15 protein-coding genes are annotated in these 15,206 nt (G+C 73.1%); 6 read left to right on the top strand and 9 right to left on the bottom strand.

The window, feature by feature from the left end:
* Positions 1–57: 57 nt before the first annotated feature.
* A complete protein-coding gene (locus Mco01_RS10370; protein ID WP_204056671.1) occupies positions 58–744 on the top strand; it encodes a class I SAM-dependent methyltransferase in 687 nt (228 codons plus the stop codon).
* Positions 745–748: 4 nt separating this feature from the next.
* On the opposite strand, the gene Mco01_RS10365 is transcribed toward Mco01_RS10370, so the two are convergent.
* Positions 749–1,009, bottom strand: coding sequence for a 4a-hydroxytetrahydrobiopterin dehydratase (locus tag Mco01_RS10365; RefSeq protein WP_036332104.1), 261 nt, complete (start codon positions 1,007–1,009; stop codon positions 749–751).
* A gap of 63 nt (positions 1,010–1,072) precedes the next feature.
* Between Mco01_RS10365 and Mco01_RS10360 the strand changes: the two genes are divergently transcribed.
* Positions 1,073–1,690, top strand: coding sequence for a class II aldolase/adducin family protein (locus tag Mco01_RS10360; RefSeq protein ID WP_204056670.1), 618 nt, complete (start codon positions 1,073–1,075; stop codon positions 1,688–1,690).
* Here the strand turns inward: Mco01_RS10360 and Mco01_RS10355 are convergent.
* Positions 1,680–3,254, bottom strand: coding sequence for a DUF885 domain-containing protein (locus Mco01_RS10355; protein ID WP_239103490.1), 1,575 nt, complete (start codon positions 3,252–3,254; stop codon positions 1,680–1,682). The two genes, Mco01_RS10360 and Mco01_RS10355, sit on opposite strands and share 11 nt — an antisense overlap.
* Positions 3,255–3,312: 58 nt before the next feature.
* On the opposite strand from Mco01_RS10355, the gene Mco01_RS10350 reads away from it, so the two are divergent.
* A complete protein-coding gene (locus Mco01_RS10350) occupies positions 3,313–4,560 on the top strand; it encodes a DUF4032 domain-containing protein (protein ID WP_204056669.1) in 1,248 nt (415 codons plus the stop codon).
* Positions 4,561–4,572: 12 nt separating this feature from the next.
* Here Mco01_RS10350 and Mco01_RS10345 read toward each other — a convergent pair whose 3' ends face one another.
* Together Mco01_RS10345 and Mco01_RS10340 are read right to left on the bottom strand one after the other, a co-directional pair.
* Positions 4,573–5,088: a 2-thiouracil desulfurase family protein gene (locus tag Mco01_RS10345; protein WP_204056668.1), complete on the bottom strand. Its 516-nt coding sequence runs from the start codon at positions 5,086–5,088 to the stop codon at positions 4,573–4,575.
* Positions 5,089–5,282: 194 nt separating this feature from the next.
* On the bottom strand, positions 5,283–6,149 hold the full coding sequence (locus Mco01_RS10340) for an alpha/beta hydrolase (RefSeq protein ID WP_204056667.1): 867 nt from the start codon (positions 6,147–6,149) through the stop codon (positions 5,283–5,285).
* Positions 6,150–6,239: 90 nt separating this feature from the next.
* Between Mco01_RS10340 and Mco01_RS10335 the strand changes: the two genes are divergently transcribed.
* Both Mco01_RS10335 and Mco01_RS39020 read left to right on the top strand, forming a co-directional pair.
* A complete protein-coding gene (locus tag Mco01_RS10335; protein WP_204056666.1) occupies positions 6,240–7,649 on the top strand; it encodes an MFS transporter in 1,410 nt (469 codons plus the stop codon).
* The gene (locus Mco01_RS39020) at positions 7,646–8,254 is read left to right on the top strand and encodes a MarR family winged helix-turn-helix transcriptional regulator (protein ID WP_239103489.1); all 609 of its coding nucleotides are present in this window, start codon (positions 7,646–7,648) and stop codon (positions 8,252–8,254) included. Before Mco01_RS10335 ends, Mco01_RS39020 begins: the two co-directional genes overlap by 4 nt.
* 25 nt (positions 8,255–8,279) lie before the next feature.
* On the opposite strand, the gene Mco01_RS10325 is transcribed toward Mco01_RS39020, so the two are convergent.
* The 3 genes from Mco01_RS10325 to Mco01_RS10315 form a co-directional block, all read right to left on the bottom strand.
* Positions 8,280–9,713, bottom strand: a complete 1,434-nt coding sequence (locus Mco01_RS10325; RefSeq protein WP_239103488.1) for an MFS transporter — start codon at positions 9,711–9,713, stop codon at positions 8,280–8,282.
* A 115-nt stretch (positions 9,714–9,828) separates the two neighbouring features.
* Complete coding sequence (locus tag Mco01_RS10320) at positions 9,829–10,599, bottom strand: extracellular solute-binding protein (RefSeq protein WP_204056665.1); 771 nt, start codon at positions 10,597–10,599, stop codon at positions 9,829–9,831.
* Between the two features lie 114 nt (positions 10,600–10,713).
* Positions 10,714–11,133 (bottom strand): hypothetical protein, encoded by a 420-nt coding sequence (locus Mco01_RS10315; RefSeq protein ID WP_036332096.1) that lies wholly within the window; start codon positions 11,131–11,133, stop codon positions 10,714–10,716.
* Between the two features lie 218 nt (positions 11,134–11,351).
* Here Mco01_RS10315 and Mco01_RS10310 point away from each other — a divergent pair, with 218 nt between their 5' ends.
* Positions 11,352–11,873, top strand: a complete 522-nt coding sequence (locus tag Mco01_RS10310) for a Dps family protein (protein WP_239103508.1) — start codon at positions 11,352–11,354, stop codon at positions 11,871–11,873.
* A gap of 81 nt (positions 11,874–11,954) precedes the next feature.
* On the opposite strand, the gene Mco01_RS10305 is transcribed toward Mco01_RS10310, so the two are convergent.
* Entirely contained in the window at positions 11,955–12,923 is a 969-nt protein-coding gene (locus Mco01_RS10305) for a CapA family protein (RefSeq protein ID WP_204056663.1), read from the bottom strand.
* A gap of 63 nt (positions 12,924–12,986) precedes the next feature.
* Complete coding sequence (locus Mco01_RS10300) at positions 12,987–14,975, bottom strand: phosphocholine-specific phospholipase C (RefSeq protein ID WP_239103487.1); 1,989 nt, start codon at positions 14,973–14,975, stop codon at positions 12,987–12,989.
* Positions 14,976–15,206: the final 231 nt, after the last annotated feature.

The raw sequence follows: 15,206 nt of genomic DNA, 5'->3' as shown, positions 1-15,206 counted from the left end.
TGCTTAGTCACGGCTAAGTTAGCAGATAACTTAGCCGTGACTAAGTAGGGAGGCATCATGGGTCTCGGACGGTTTCTCCTGACAGCGCGCGGGGCCGGAGGCGGCGGACACCGGCACGGGCTCTTCCGCGGCGGCACCATCGACCATCCCCGCACGTATGAAGTGATCTCGACGCTCGCCTTCGCGGGGAAGCGCGGCGGTTCCTTCGCCCGCCTGGCGGCCCTCTCCGGCGCCCGGCCAGGCGATCGGGTGCTCGATGTCGGCTGCGGCACCGGCTGCCTCACACGGGCGATGGCCGCGCGGATCGCCCCCGACGGCCGGGTGACCGGCCTGGACCTCTCACCCGCGATGATCGCGTACGCCGGGGCCCGGGGCCCCGCCTCCTGCTCATACGTCCTGGGGGCGGCGCAGGACCTCGCGTTCGACGACGGGTCGTTCGACGTGGTGGTCTCCAGCTACGCCGTCCATCACGTCCCGGCCGAGGCCCGTCGGGCGGCGTTCGCGCAGATGCGCCGCGTGCTACGGCCGGGCGGACGGCTGATGGTCGCCGATTTCCGGCCGCCGAGGGGCGGTCTCGGGCGGCGGCTGGCCGACGCGCTGGCCGGCCCGGCCATCGCCGGGGACGGCACGCCGGGAACCGACATCGACGCGCTGGCCGGCATGGTCGCCGGTGCCGGGTTCACGATCGAGGCGGAGGGCCGCCTGCGGCCGGTGACCCGCTACATACGGGCCGTCCGGCCCTGAGCCGCTACCCGGCCTGGTGGTCGGCCACGATCGCGTCGATGCGGGCGGCCAGCTTGTAGTCCAGCTCGGTGAGGCCGCCCGCGTCGTGGGTGGTGAGCGCGAGGTGCAGGGTCCGCCAGCGGATGTCGATGTCCGGGTGGTGGTTCAGCGCCTCCGCCTGCTCGGCGATCTCGTTCACGATCGCGATGGCCGTGCGGAAGTCGGTGGCGACCACGGTCCTGCGGATGGTGTCGCCGTCACGGCGCCAGTCTGGAGCCTCGTACATGCCACCAGGACATCACGAATCACACCAGGCGGCTACTTGGCTGGATTGTGTAGATTCGCCCGCGTGGATGAGCTGCGGCGGGAGCTGTGCGAGCACGGCAGGCGGGCGGCGGCCCTGGGCCTGGTCATCGGGACGTCCGGGAACCTGAGCGCCCGTGACGGCGACCTGGTGGCGGTCACGCCGTCCGGGGTGGCCCTGGACCGGCTGCGGCCGGAGGAGTGCCCGATCGTGGACCTCGACGGCCGGGTGGTGGAGGGCGACCGCAAGCCGTCGTCGGAGACCGCGATGCACCTGGCCCTGTACGCGTCGACCGGCGCCGGGGCCGTCGTGCACACGCACTCGGTGTTCGCCACCGTGGTCGCCTCCACCATGACCGAGCTGCCGCCGATCCACTACAACGCGCTGCTGCTCGGCGGCGCCGTCCGGGTCGCCCCCTACGCCACGTACGGCACGCCGGAGCTGGCCGAGAACGTGCGGCGGGCGCTGGAGGGCCGGCAGGCCGCCCTGATGGCCTCCCACGGCGGGGTGACCATCGGGGCGACCCTGGAGCAGGCGTTCGAGGCGGCCCGGCTGCTCGAATGGCTCTGCGAGGTCTACGTCCGGGCCCTCGGCGTGGGCGCCCCGGCCGTCCTGACGGAGGAGCAGCTCGTCGCGGTCATCGAGCGCGCCTTCACTGGATGACGGCCTTGCGGGCCAGGCCCAGCGGGAGGCCGCCCGACCCGGCGATCGTGTCGTGGAAGGTCCGCAGGTCGCCGGCGTACTCCTCCCGGATGCGCTCGATCTCCAGGGCGCCCGTGAGGTACGAGGGGGCCTGGGTGGGCCAGGCGCAGTAGCGGCTCACCTCGCCCTTGGCCGTCCCCGGCGACAGCGACGCCTTGGTGGCCATGAACGTCTCGGCCTCCTTGATCGACATGTCGCCGCAGTGCAGGGCGGTGTCCACGACGATCCGGGCGGCCCGGAAGATCCGGCAGTCGAGGTGGGCCAGCTCGGTGGCGGGGGTGTCGAAGTAGCCCTGCTCGTGCATGACCTTCTCGACGTACAGGGCCCAGCCCTCGACGAAGTACGGCGTGCGGAAGATCTTGCGGGCCCTCCGGGGGTTGCCGGCCATCCAGGCGAGGTGCCAGTGGTGGCCCGGGTAGGCCTCGTGCACCGAGATCGACGGCATCTGGGCCCGTGAGTTGGTGCGCAGGCGCTGCCGCACCTGCTCCTCGGTGAACCCGTCCGGCGTGAACGGCACGAAGAACACCCCGGCCCTTGACGGCGTGAGCGGCGGCGGGGCGAGGTAGTTGGCCACGGCGAGGATGGGCCGCTGGAACTCCGGCGACGGGAGCACCAGGCACTCCTCGCCCTCGGGGAAGGTCACCAGGCCGCGTTCCCTGGTGAAGTCGCGGGCCCGGAGCGTCTCGGCCTCGTACTCGGCCCGCATGGCCGAAAGCGTCGGCGGGTGGTCGTCCATCAGGGACTCCATGGCGGCCCGCCAGTCGTCGGACCCGAGCCGGGCGGCCACCTCCCGCATCCGGGCGTCGAGCTCGTCCCACGCCGTGCGGCCCATCTCGTGCAGCTCGGCCGCGCCGTACCCGAGCATCTCCCGCTCGCGCAGCAGCTCCGAGTAGAGCTTCTCCCCCATCCGCCAGCTTCCCCGGGCCTCGAAGCCCTCCAGGAAGCGGACCAGCTCGTCGAACGCGTCCGCGGCCGGCTCGGCCGCCTGGGCGAGCCGTACGCGCAGGCCGGGGTCGCGGACCTCGGCGGGCAGCGTCACGGTGAGGAACCGCCGGGCCGTTCGCGCCTGGTCGAGCCCCCGTGCGACGAGCAGGTCGGCGGCGAGATCGGGGTCGAGGTTCTCCCGGCAGGCGGCGAGCACGGCCGGGACCTCGGCCAGCCGGGCACACGCGGCGTCGACCAGCTCGGGCTCTGGCTTCAGCCGCTGCTGCAGCGGCGTGAACATCGAGCCGAACACCGCGCCGAGGTAGGGGGAGGGGTCCCGGCGCCACTCGGGCCACGACGCCGAGGCGATCGCGCCGCGCAGATGGGAGACGATCAGATCCCGGTCGATCTCGTCGTCCGGGGACCCGGGGACCTGGGCCGACAGCCGCTCCAGCCACGCCTCCGCCGCGCGCTCCCGCGCCTGGAAGGCGGACGCGCTGAAGTCGCCGAGCGTCCGGTCGTATCCGTCGGCTCCGAGGAGGGCCGCGCGGATGGGGTTCTCTGCCAGGTAGTAGTCAAGGAACTCGTCCACCAGCGTCATAGCGCCCGACTCTATCCGCGACACTGGGTGGTGAAGACCCCGAAAATAGGAGCAATTGGTGCCCCTGCAGATGATCGGCGCGCCGAGCGACCCCGACCTCATCCGCCTGCCCTGGGACATCCCCCTCGAAGAGTGGCCCGTCCATCACCTCGTGACGCTGCCGCGCGGCATCTCCCGCCACGTGGTGCGGTTCGCGCGCCTGTCGGGCCGCGTGTACGCGATCAAGGAGATCAGCGCGCGGTACGCCAAGCGGGAGTACAAGCTGCTGTGGGACCTCGCGCGCGTCGACGCCCCCGCCGTCGAACCGGTCGCCGTGGTCACCGGCCGCGCCGCCGCCGACGGCTCGGAGCTCGACTCCGCGCTGATCACGCGGCACCTGCAGTTCTCCCTGCCGTACCGGGCCGTGCTGTCCGGCTCGGTCCGCCCCGACACGCTGACCCGCCTGCTGGACGCCCTCGCGGTGCTGCTCGTGCGACTGCACCTCAACGGGTTCTACTGGGGCGACTGCTCGCTGTCGAACACGCTGTTCCGCCGGGACGCGGGCGCCTTCGCGGCCTACCTGGTGGACGCCGAGACCGGCGAGCTGCACCCGGCGATCAGCGAGGGCCAGCGGGCCCACGACATCGACGTGGCGCACGTCAACATCTACGGCGAGATGCTCGACCTGGAGGCCGGCGGCCTGCTCCACCCCACCATCGACCCCCTGGCGTTCTCCGAGCAGCTCGTCGAGCGGTACACGCGCCTGTGGGAGGAGCTGACGGAGGACGAGATCATCGAGGAGGTCGACTGGCACCGGGTGGACCATCGGGTCCGGCGGCTCAACTCGCTCGGCTTCGACGTGGCGGAGATGATGATCCGCCGCAAGGCCGGCACCTCGCGGATCATCGTACGGCCGAAGGTCGTGGACGCCGGGCACCACCAGCGCCGGCTGCTCCGCCTGACCGGCCTCGACGTTGAGGAGAACCAGGCCAGGCGGCTGCTCAACGACCTCGACTCGTTCCGGGTGTCGAAGGGCCTGCGGCACGAGGACGAGGCGATCGTCGCCCACCGGTGGCTGGCCGAGGTGTTCCAGCCGGTGGTCGGCGCGATCCCGGCCGAGCTGCGGCGCAAGCTGGAGCCCGCCCAGCTCTTCCACGAGGTGCTCGACCACCGGTGGTACATGTCGGAGGCCGCGGGCAAGGACGTCGGGCTGGAGGCGGCCGTGAAGTCCTACGTGGCCAACGTGCTCGTCCACAAGCCGGACGAGAAGGCGGTGATCACGGCAGCCGACCCGGTCGGCGCCGCGGCCGATCCGCTCTCGCCGTGAACCCGACCCCGGTCAGCGTCGCGGCCGATCGGCTGCCGCCGTGAGCCCGGCCAGGTAGCCGGCGGCCTCGCCGATCCGGTCCTCGCCGAAGACCCGGATGCCGTTCGCCTCCAGGAGGGCGGCCGTGACGCCCTGCCCGGGGGTGGTGCGCCCCCGGAAGGTGCCGTCGTGGATCCGCAGGGACCCGCACGACGGGCTGCCCTCCTTGAGCACGGCCATCCGCACGCCGAACGAGGTGGCGACCGCGAGGGCCTGCTGCGCACCGGAAAGGAAGGCGGCGGTCACGTCCGCGCCCGCCGGCGTCAGGATGCGGGCCGCCCCGGCGAGGACGGCCGCTCCCCCGGCCCCGCCCTCGATCTCCGCGGGCGGCCGGGGCACCGGCAGGCCGCCCTCGACCTCCGGGCAGAACGGCACCAGCCGCCCCTCCGCCCGCCAGGCCGCGAGCACCTCGTCGTCGCTGGTCTTGGCCCCTCCGTCGAACCGCACCCGGCTGCCGAGCAGGCACGCGCTGACCAGAATCCGCTCCACTCCCCCATTCTGGACGCCTCCGTACCCCGCGCGCGTCCCGCAGGCGTTTCCGGCGGCGAGGAGCGACGGGTGACCGGGATCGAGGAACGCCTCTCGGAGGCCGTGTCCATTCCGGGCGCGGTGGGCGCCGTACTGGTGGATCACGTCAGCGGAATGGCGGTCGCCGGGAGGGGCGTCCCTATCCCGGGAGGCCGTCAGCCGGCGGTCTCCCGGCCCGTGAGCTCGGTGATCGCGTCGACGATCTCCGGCCACAGCTCGCGGGGCAGGTCGTGCCCCATGCCGGGGAACGTGAGCAGCTTCGCCCCGGGGATGGCGTCCGCCGTCGCGGCGCCCCCGGGCGGGGTCACCAGCGGGTCGTCCTCCCCGTGGATCACCAGCGCCGGGACCGTCACCTCCCGCAGCCCCTCCGTACGGTCGTCGGCCGTGATGATCGCGACGAGCTGGCGGCCGGTCCCCGCGGGGTCGTAGCCCCGGTCGTAGCTCTCGCGGGCGACCCGCGCGACCCGGTCCGTGTCCATCGCGAACCCGGGCGAGCCGATGACCCGCCACGTCTCGACCGCCCGCTGCGCGGCCGCGTCGCGGTCGGGCGCGGGCGGCGCGAACAGCGCGGCCGTGGCGGCCTCTGTCGGCTGTCCCACGGACGGGCCGGTGGTGGACATGATCGAGGTCAGGCTGCGGACGCGGCCCGGGTTCCGGATGGCGAGGGCCTGCACGATCATCCCGCCCATCGACGCGCCGACGACGTGGGCGGCGTCCCAGCCGAGGGCCTCGATCAGGCCGGCCGTGTCGTCGGCCATGTCGTCCAGCGTGTACGCGACGGAGGACCGGTCGCCGGACAGGACCGCCATGAGGTCCGGCTCCTGGGCGAGGTGCGTTGACAGCCCGACGTCGCGGTTGTCGAACCGGACCACCTGGTGGCCGCGGTCCACCAGCATGCCGATGAAGTCCTCGTCCCAGCCGATCATCTGCATGCCGAGGCCCATCACCAGCAGCAGGGGACGTCCGTCCGGCTCGCCGAACACCTCGTAGCAGATCTCGATGCCGTTCGCTGTCGCTCGCATGCCAGCAGAATGTCATTCGGTTTCCCCGCCCCGCAAGCGCCGAAGGCGACCCGGTAAGGTTGTATTAGTACAACTAATAAGGGGTCGCCCATGAGCCGCCGCCGGCGGATCCTCGTCCTTCTCATCTGCTGCATGAGCCTGCTGATCGTGGCGCTGGACAACACGATCGTGAACGTCGCGCTGCCCGCGCTCGGTCACGACCTGCGCGCTCCGGTCTCCGGCCTGCAGTGGACGGTGGACGCCTACACACTGACGCTCGCCAGCCTGCTCATGCTGTCGGGCTCCACGGCCGACCGGATCGGGCGGCGCCGGACGTTCCAGACCGGGCTCGTGGCGTTCACCGTCGGCTCCCTGCTGTGCAGTCTCGCCCCGAGCCTGGGCTGGCTGGTGGCCTTCCGGGTCCTCCAGGCCGTCGGCGGGTCGATGCTGAACCCGGTCGCCATGTCGATCATCACGAACACGTTCACCGACCGCCGGGAGCGGGCCCAGGCCATCGGCGTGTGGGGCGGGGTCGTCGGCATCAGCATGGCCCTCGGGCCGGTGATCGGCGGCCTGCTCACCGACTCGGTCAACTGGCGGGCCATCTTCTGGATCAACGTGCCCATCGGCCTGGCCGCGCTGGTGCTGACCTGGCTGTTCGTCCCCGAGTCCAAGGCGCCCAGGGCGCGCAGGATCGACCCGGTGGGACAGGTCCTGGTGATCCTGCTGCTCGGGACGCTGACGTACGGCATCATCGAGGGACCCGACGCGGGCTGGGGCGTCAGCGCCGGCTGCTTCGCGGTCGCCGCGGTCGCGCTCGCGGCCCTGGTGGTGTACGAGTCCCGGAGGGAGGAGCCGCTCATCGACGTGCGCTTCTTCCGCAGCGCGCCGTTCTCGGGGGCGGCGGCCATCGCCGTGTCCGGGTTCGCGGCCCTGGGGTCGTTCCTGTTCCTGAACACGCTCTACCTGCAGAGCCACCGCGGCCTGTCGGCCCTCGACGCCGGGCTCTGCACGCTGCCGATCGCGCTGATGGCGACGGTCTTCGGCCCGCTGTCGGGCCGGCTGGTCGGGACCCGCGGGCCGCGCGTGCCCCTGGCCGTGGCCGGCGTGTGCCTCACGGCGGCCGGGGTGCTGCTGACCGGGGTCACGCTGTCGACGCCGATCCCGGCGCTGCTCGCGGTGTACGTGGTCTTCGGCCTCGGCTTCGCCATGCTCAACCCCCCGATCACCAACACCGCGGTCTCCGGGATGCCGCTCGCGCAGGCCGGGGTGGCCGCCGCCGTCGCCTCGACCAGCCGCCAGGTGGGCCAGTCGCTCGGCGTGGCGATCGCCGGGTCGGTCGTCGCGGCGGGCGCCCACGGCGCGGGGTTCATGTCCGCCGCCCACGCCGGCTGGTCGATCGTCGCGGTGTACGGTCTGCTCGTGCTGTCCCTCGGCCTGCTGACCACCGGCCGGTGGGCCAGGCGGACGGCGGACCGCACGGCCGAGCGGCTCCAGCCCCGGGAGGCGGTGGGCACATGACCCGCGGCCCCGATCCTCTCGCCCGCGACGACGCCGGCCGATCCCGCGGCGAGACGTCCCCGAACGGCGAAGCGCCGCCGAACGGCGAGACGTCTCCGGACGCCGAGGCGTTCACGGACGGCGAGACGTCTCCGGACCGCGAGACGTCCCTGGACCGCGAGGCGTTCACGGACGCCGAGGCGTTTCCTGACGGCGAGGCGGAGCGGGCGGCGCGGGTGTGGCGGAGCATGCGGACGCTCGTGCTCGAGGCCCACGACCGGCGCAAGGACGTCTCCACAAGCCTCGGCATCAGCTTCATCCGGGTCAAGGCGCTCACCAAGCTCGCGCCCGAGCCGCTCACCCTGCGCCGCCTGGCCGACCAGCTGGGGACGGACGCCCCGTACACCACTCTCGTCGTGGCCGACCTCGAACGGCGAGGGCTCGTGGAGCGGGTCCCCCACCCCGGCGACCGGCGGGCCAAGCTCGTCCGGCTCACCGAGGCGGGCGCGGCGTCGGCGGAGCGCGCCGAGCGGATGCTCAACGAGCCGCCGGCGCCGCTGCTGGCCCTCGGCCCGGCCGACCTGGCCGCGCTCGACCGGATCATCACGGCCCTCGGCGGCTACTGAGGGCGCTTCACGGCGCCACCTGCCGTCAGCCGGCGGCGCCCGCCTCCTCGGCCCCCGGAACGGCGCGCAGGGTGACCACGATCGCGGCCAGCCACAGCAGGGCGGACAGAGCGCCGGCCCAGTGGAGACCGGCCGTGAACCTCAGAGGCTCCGACGGGTCCTGAACGACGGCGCCCAGCACCGCCACCCCGAGTGCTCCGCCCGCCTGACGGGCGGTGTTGTTGACGCCCGACGAAAGCCCGGGACGGGAGGGCGGACCGGCCCGCAACGCCGCCGCCACCACGGACGCGGTGAGCAGGCCCATGCCCAGCCCGAGGCCGAGCAGAGCCGGGACGAGCACGCCGTACGGGCTGCCGGGGGACACGAGCAGCAGCCAGGCCGCCCCGGCGGCGCCGAGGGCCAGACCCGCGATCATCGGCGGCCGCGGGCCCGCGCGCGCGACGAGGCGGCCGGTGAACGGCGCGCACAGCGCCAGCGGGAGGAACAACGGCAGCAGCATCGCCCCTGCTGACAGGGCGGTGTGGTGCCGCACCCCCTGCAGGTAGAGCGTGACGACGAAGACCATGCCGATGCCGACGAAGTTCATCGCGGCGGCCACCGCGTTCGCGCCGGCGAAGCCGGTCCTGGACAGCAGGGACGGCGGGAACATCGGCTCGGGCGCCCTGCGCTCCCACCACGCTAGGGCCGCCGCCGCGACGACGGCGGCCAGAGCGGCCGCGGCCGTCCACGCCGACAGGCCGAGACGGCCGAGACGGCCGAGGGCGATCGCGCACGACGTCAGCGCGGTCAGGGCCAGCGCCGCCGTCGCCACCCCCAGCGGATCGAGGCGCCGTTCCCGGTCGGGCTCGTCCCGGCTGACCCGCCGCAGGGTGAGCACGACGGCCGCGACGACCACGGGCAGGTTGATCAGGAAGACGGCGCGCCACCCGGCCAGGGTGACCAGCAGCCCGCCCAGCACCGGGCCGGTGGGCAGCGCGAGGGCGCTCACCCCGGCCCAGATCCCCAGGGCGCGCGCCTGCTCGGCACGCTCAGGGAAGGCGCGGGTGACGATCGCGAGCGTGCTCGGCAGCAGCGACGCGGCGGCCAGGCCCTGCACGGCGCGGGCCGCGACCAGCCAGCCGATCCCGGGGGCGAGGCCGCACAGCAGCGACGACGCGCCGAAGAGCGCCAGCCCGGCGACGGCGATCGTGCGGTGCCCGAGCCTGTCGCCCACCACGCCCGCCGCGAGCAGGCAGGCGGCGAGGACGATCGTGTAGGAGTCGACGACCCACTGCAGCCCGGCCAGATCGGTGTGGAGATCGGCGCCGATGTGGGGCAGGGCGACGTTCACCACGGTCACGTCGAGCTGCACGAGGAACATGCCTGCGCACATCACGCCGAGGACGATGCCGCGGCGGCCTCCGGGCGCCGCGACCGGTCCCGGCTTCGGGGCGGTACGGGAAGGATGCGAGGAGGACATGCCCGCACCCTGCCCACGGAGACTTCGCCCACCGCCGAAGCGTCCCGGCAAACCCCGGCCCGCGCGCGTCACCCCGGGTTCCGGCCTGCACAGCGGCCCACCCCGGGCGCGAGGGTCAGGCCGGGGAGAAGCCGGCGTCCGCCAGGATGCGGCGGCCCTGGTCGGAGAGCACGAGGTCGACGAACTCCCGGGCAGGCACGTGGTTCTCGGACTTCGGCACGGAGGCGATGGCGTACTCGCCGGCCGCCCCGGCCGACGCGGGGAGATCGACGCCGTCGACGGCGCCCGCCGCCGCCCTGATGTCCGTACGGCCGACCAGCGCGGCGTCGGCGTCGCCCCGCCGGACCTTGGCCAGCGCGGCCGACGCGTCCATCGTCCGCACGACCGGCCCGGGCGTGACGCCGGCGGCGGCGAGCGCCCTGTCGGCCGACGCGCCACAGGGGATGGCGGGCACGCACAGGACGACCCGCACGCCGGGGGCGGCCAGGTCCGAGAGGGCCGCCACGTGGGCGGGGTTCCCCCTGGGCACGGCGATCTCCATCCGGTCGCGGGCGAAGACCCGGGGCGTGGCGCCGACGACCAGGGACGTCGCGTCCGGAGCCGCGACCAGCACGTCGGCCGCCTCGCCCTGCGTGATCCGCCGCGCCAGCGCCGGCCCGCCCCCGAAGTGGAAGGCGATCGCGACGTCCGGATGGGACGCCTCGAACGTCCTGGCGAGCGTGCCGAGGACCCCGGTCAGCGACGAGTCGGCGAAGACCCGCAGCGTCTGCCTCTGCGTGACGCCGCACGCCGTGGCGGCGAGCAGGGCCAGGGTCAGCAGGACGGCCGTGGCCGGCCGCGCCGCACGGCAGGCCGGGCCCGCCGCCCGCTCGCTGGTCCGGAACACGGCACCAAGCGTAGTGACGTGGATACCCGGCTCGGGTCCAGACCCCGTGACGGCGCGGCGCCGCCCCTGTGCACCGTCCTCCGAAGAGAACGGGACGGACCGCGGGGGGCGAGGTCAGCGGGGGCCGGGGCTCATCGTGCGGTGGTCCTTCAGATGGAGGTCCCCGCCGATCTCCTGCCGCAGTTTGTCGAGCACGACGCGGGGGGCGAGGGCCGTCCAGATGTTCCCCACGAGGTGCGGGCTGTACTCCGGCGCCTGGTCCATCCACTCGTCCTTCCCCTGCTGGGTGGCGAACGTCGTGATGAAGAACTCGCCGATCGAGGTGCGGCAGAAGCCCTGCCGGAGCTCCTTCGCGTCGATCTGGATCTTCGGGGTGCACCCGGCCTTCGCGGCCAGCTGCTCCACCGTGGGCGGAGGGCCGTACGTCGAGGGGTCGTCGGGGGACGCGGCATGGCTCGCCGCGCACGCGGACAGCAGGACGGCGGCGGGGACGACCGCGACCCGGGCGAGCGCGGTCCGGGGTGAAAGTCTCAACACCTCGAAGGTACGCAGGGCCACGGAGGACGGTTCAGAGCCAGATAAACGGATAAGGGACACAAGAAGGACGCTTTATCACCTTCTTTGTACATACCGAACGAAACACTCTTATGAGTGAGAACCACCCCGAAGTGAGGAGAGACGCCTTGGCTGTCAAGCCTTCCGCCAGAGCCCACCCTCGTGAGACCAGCCAGCCGTGGCTGCACCAGAAGGGGATGGAGATCCAGCAGTTCGGCACGGTCCGGGACTTCCCGGTCGGCCTGTCGCGGGAGACCCGTGAGTACTCGTGCCAGCGGCTCAACCAGATCCTGGCCGACACCCAGATCCTCTACAGCCTCTACAAGAAGCACCACTGGCTCATGCGGGGCCCGACGTTCTACCAGCTGCACCTGCTTCTCGACAAGCACGCGGGCGAGCAGCTGCCCATCATCGACGAGATCGCGGAAAGGATCCAGACCCTCGGCGGGGTCGCGGTCGGAGACCCGCGTCAGGTGGCGGAGATCACCGTCATCCCGCGGCCGCCGGACGGCGTGGAAGAGGTCCCGGCCATGCTCTCCCGCCTGCTCGAGGCCCACGAGACGATCCTCGTGGCCTCCCACGACGCCGCGGCCCGCGCGGCGGACATGGGCGACGACGGGACCAACGACCTGCTCGTCTCCCAGGTCGTCAGGACCGGCGAGATGCAGGCGTGGTTCCTCGCCGAGCACCTGGTCGAGACACCTCTCGTCCGGGCCTGACCCGGACACCGGCCCGCCCGCGCCCGGGACCACCCCAGGCGCGGGGTGCCGGCGAACGGGGAGATCCCCGCCGAGACGCGCTCAGCGCAGCTCGATCACGAGCTCGCCCTCCTGCTCCTGGACGGCGCCGCCCAGCTCGCCGCACGCCCGGGTGAAGCGGTCCCTGATCCAGTGCCACTCGTCGTCCCTGGCCAGCCGCGTCCGGCCGTACTCGAGCTTGGTCGGGACCGCCCGCAGCAGGAGCGGGCCGGTGTCGTCGAGCCCGACGAGGAACAGCAGGCCGAGGTCGTTGCGCAGGTCGTCGTCCACGATGTAGTCGTCGATGAAGTCGCCCAGGTCGTAGAGCACGGGCGGCTCGAAGCCATGGAACACGTGAGCCGAGTGGCCGGCGACGAGCGTGGCGCCCGCCTCGGTCAGGACGCGGGCGGCCGACCGGATGTACGGGCGGGGCTCCTGGGCCATGTTCGGCCCCCAGTGGGGCGTCACGATCACGATGTCGACGCGCTCACGCAGGTCGCGCACCGCCTCCACCAGCCAGTCGGGCACGCCGGTCATCAGGTCGGCGTACGCGACGCCGGGCCGGGTGGGCGACGCCGCGAAGTCGGCCGGGTGGTCGGCCACCCCGAGCACGCCGACGCACAGGCCGCCGACGGGGATCAGCTCCGCCCGTCTGGCCTCGGTCTCGTCGGCCCCGGCCCCCACGCAGCGGATCCCGGCCCGTCCCAGGTGGTCGCGGGTGTCGAGGAGCGCCTCCGGCCCGTAGTCGAGCGCGTGGTTGTTGGCCAGCGTGACGCAGCCGACGCCGAGCCCGCCCAGCAGGCGGGCGGCCGCGGGCGGCGCGCGGAAGTGGAACGGCTTGCCCGGCGCGTCCCACTTGCGGCCGCGCTCGGACACGCAGCACTCCAGGTTGAGCAGGAACAGATCGGCCTCGTCGATCCGTTCCCGGACTCCCGGCGAGAAGAACCGTGCCGGATCGGCCGACCGCACGATCATCTCGGCCACGCCGCGCCCCAGCATCGTGTCCCCCGCCAGCGCCAGAGTCAGCGACATCGCACATCACCTACCAGGCCGGCCACGCTGTCCTTACCCGCCCTGGGGGGACCGACACGGCGGTCAGCCGGTGACGCCCGGCCTGCCGTCCTCGATCCGGCCCATCAGGCGCCGCGCGAAGCCGTCGCGGCCCGCCACCTCGACCAGCAGGTCGTACCAGCCGGTCGGCGCGTGCCAGGGCAGCCGGGCCGTGCCACCGGCGGGGAGGTCGAGGGTCCGCCGCTCCCCGCCGTACGCCAGGGGGGTGACCACGATCTCCAGCGGCGTCGCGCCGAGGTTCCCGGCGGCGATCTCGACGGTCATCGTCGCGGGGTCGATCGCGCTGGTGATCTCCACCGGGTCGGACGGGTCGCCGCGGAACTCCCGGCGGAACCCGTTCGGCCCCGTCAGCACCAGGTTGTACGTCGGGCAGGGGACGTAGACGACCTCCCGCGCCGTGCCGAGCACGTCGAAGTGCAGCGGCTTGACCAGCTCGCCCAGGTAGCCGTACAGCGAGAGGTGGGCGCTCGCCACCCCGGCGTTGCTCATCTCGATCTCGACCGACTGGCCGCGGGCCCGGGCCCAGGCGTCGGGCCGGTACGGCAGCGGGCGGGCGGGCCGCGCGCCCGGCTCCTGGACGGGCATGCGCTGCTCCGACGGGACCTCGGGATACCACCGGCCGGTCACGGCGGCGGCGACGGGCGCGGGCGCCGGCACGGGAACGGGCGCCGGGGGCGCGGCCGGGGCGGCGAAGTCGAAGGCCGAGGTGAGGTCGCCCACGACCGCCCGCCGCCAGGCGCCGAGGTCGGGCGCCTTGATCCCGAGCCAGGTCTCCAGGAAGCGCACGGTCGAGCTGTGGTCGAACGTCTCCGAGCAGACATACCCCCCGACGCTCCACGGGGAGACGACGAGCATGGGGACGCGCATGCCGAGCCCGAGGGGCCGGCCGTTGACGAACTCGCCCGGCGTCCCGTCCGGCGGCACCGGCGGGGGAACATGGTCGAAGAAGCCGTCGTTCTCGTCGTACGTCACGAAGACCGCGGTGTGCGCCCAGGTCTCCGGGTGGGACGCGAGCGCGTCGAGGACCTGGTAGATGATCCGCCCGCTCTCGACGGCCGACGAGCCCTCCGGGTGCTCGGAGTCGGCGAGCGAGGTCACGACGTACGACACGGCGGGCAGGCGGCCCGCGGCCACGTCGGCGGCGAACCACTCCCCCAGGCCGCCGGTGCGCGCGCGGCGCAGGGCCCGGTCGTACAGCTCCCGGTCGGCCTGGTCCAGCCCGGCCACGCGCTCATCGAGCTCCGCGAGCATCGGCCCGGGGTCGGCGGCCGCCCGCACCCTCTCGTAGAACCCGTGCATGCTCGTCAGCCCGAGCTTGGCCATGACGGCCTTGAACGTGGCGAAGAACTCCAGGTTGTTGCACTGGTAGTTGTCCCACTCCTGGTAGACCTGCCAGGTGTGGCCCGCCTCGGTCAGCAGTTCGGGCACGGTCACCCAGTCGTACCCCGCGTGGCCGTCCTCCTCGCAGGCGCCGTTGTCGACCGCCCGCTGCCCGGTGCCCGGCTCGAAGCCCGTGTAGCCCGAGATGTGGTAGTTGCGGTTCGGGGTGGTCGAGGTCAGCAGCGAGCAGTGGTAGGCGTCGCAGATGGTGAAGGTGTCCGCGAGCTCGTAGTGGAACGGCAGGTCCCGGCGGTCGTAATAGGCCATCGTGGACGGCCCCTTGTTGAGGCTCCAGGCGTCGTTCCAGCCCATGGCCCAGGCGTTCTGCGTGCCGAGCCAGGTGTGGTCGTGGGTGTCCACCAGCATGGGGTCGGCCCCCGCGCGCTCGGCCGCCTCCCGTACGGGGAAGGGCAGCACCCCGTCCTGCTCGAAGATCGGCCGCCAGGTCCGGGTCGACACGGCGTTGCGGTCGCCGAACCCGCGCACCCCGCGCATCGTGCCGAAATAGTGGTCGAACGACCGGTTCTCCTGCATGACGAACACGACGTGCCGCAGGTCCGACAGGTCGCCGGGCGGGACCGGCCGTGCCAGCGCACGGAGAAGCGAGGGGGGCAGCGAGGATCCGGCCGGCATTCGGGGCGTCCCTCCTGGGAGATATAGGACGAATCGCCCACAACTTACTCGGCTCATGGGCCGGATGGCCGTCCGTCCCCTGAACGAACCGTGAACGACTCGGCCACCGCGCCCCTTCAGAGCACGATGCCTGCGAGATCCAGCGCCGTCGGAGCAGGACACGCACGGTCAGCCCGAGAGCGGAGGGTCATCCCAGCAGGGCAGGCCACAGGTTCGCGGAATCCACGGCCG

It is taken from the genome of Microbispora corallina, from assembly GCF_016863035.1.
Classification (GTDB): domain Bacteria; phylum Actinomycetota; class Actinomycetes; order Streptosporangiales; family Streptosporangiaceae; genus Microbispora; species Microbispora corallina.
The sequence above is the reverse complement of the archived record's forward strand: the minus strand, read 5'-3'. Positions and strand labels throughout refer to the sequence as shown.

Coding starts and splice junctions, on each gene's coding strand:
- Mco01_RS10370 (WP_204056671.1), top strand. CDS start 58: ATGGGTCTCGGACGGTTTCTCCTGACAGCGCGCGGGGCCGGAGGCGGC.
- Mco01_RS10365 (WP_036332104.1), bottom strand. CDS start 1,009: ATGTACGAGGCTCCAGACTGGCGCCGTGACGGCGACACCATCCGCAGG.
- Mco01_RS10355 (WP_239103490.1), bottom strand. CDS start 3,254: ATGACGCTGGTGGACGAGTTCCTTGACTACTACCTGGCAGAGAACCCC.
- Mco01_RS10340 (WP_204056667.1), bottom strand. CDS start 6,149: ATGCGAGCGACAGCGAACGGCATCGAGATCTGCTACGAGGTGTTCGGC.
- Mco01_RS10335 (WP_204056666.1), top strand. CDS start 6,240: ATGAGCCGCCGCCGGCGGATCCTCGTCCTTCTCATCTGCTGCATGAGC.
- Mco01_RS39020 (WP_239103489.1), top strand. CDS start 7,646: ATGACCCGCGGCCCCGATCCTCTCGCCCGCGACGACGCCGGCCGATCC.
- Mco01_RS10325 (WP_239103488.1), bottom strand. CDS start 9,713: ATGTCCTCCTCGCATCCTTCCCGTACCGCCCCGAAGCCGGGACCGGTC.
- Mco01_RS10310 (WP_239103508.1), top strand. CDS start 11,352: ATGGAGATCCAGCAGTTCGGCACGGTCCGGGACTTCCCGGTCGGCCTG.
- Mco01_RS10305 (WP_204056663.1), bottom strand. CDS start 12,923: ATGTCGCTGACTCTGGCGCTGGCGGGGGACACGATGCTGGGGCGCGGC.
- Mco01_RS10300 (WP_239103487.1), bottom strand. CDS start 14,975: ATGCCGGCCGGATCCTCGCTGCCCCCCTCGCTTCTCCGTGCGCTGGCA.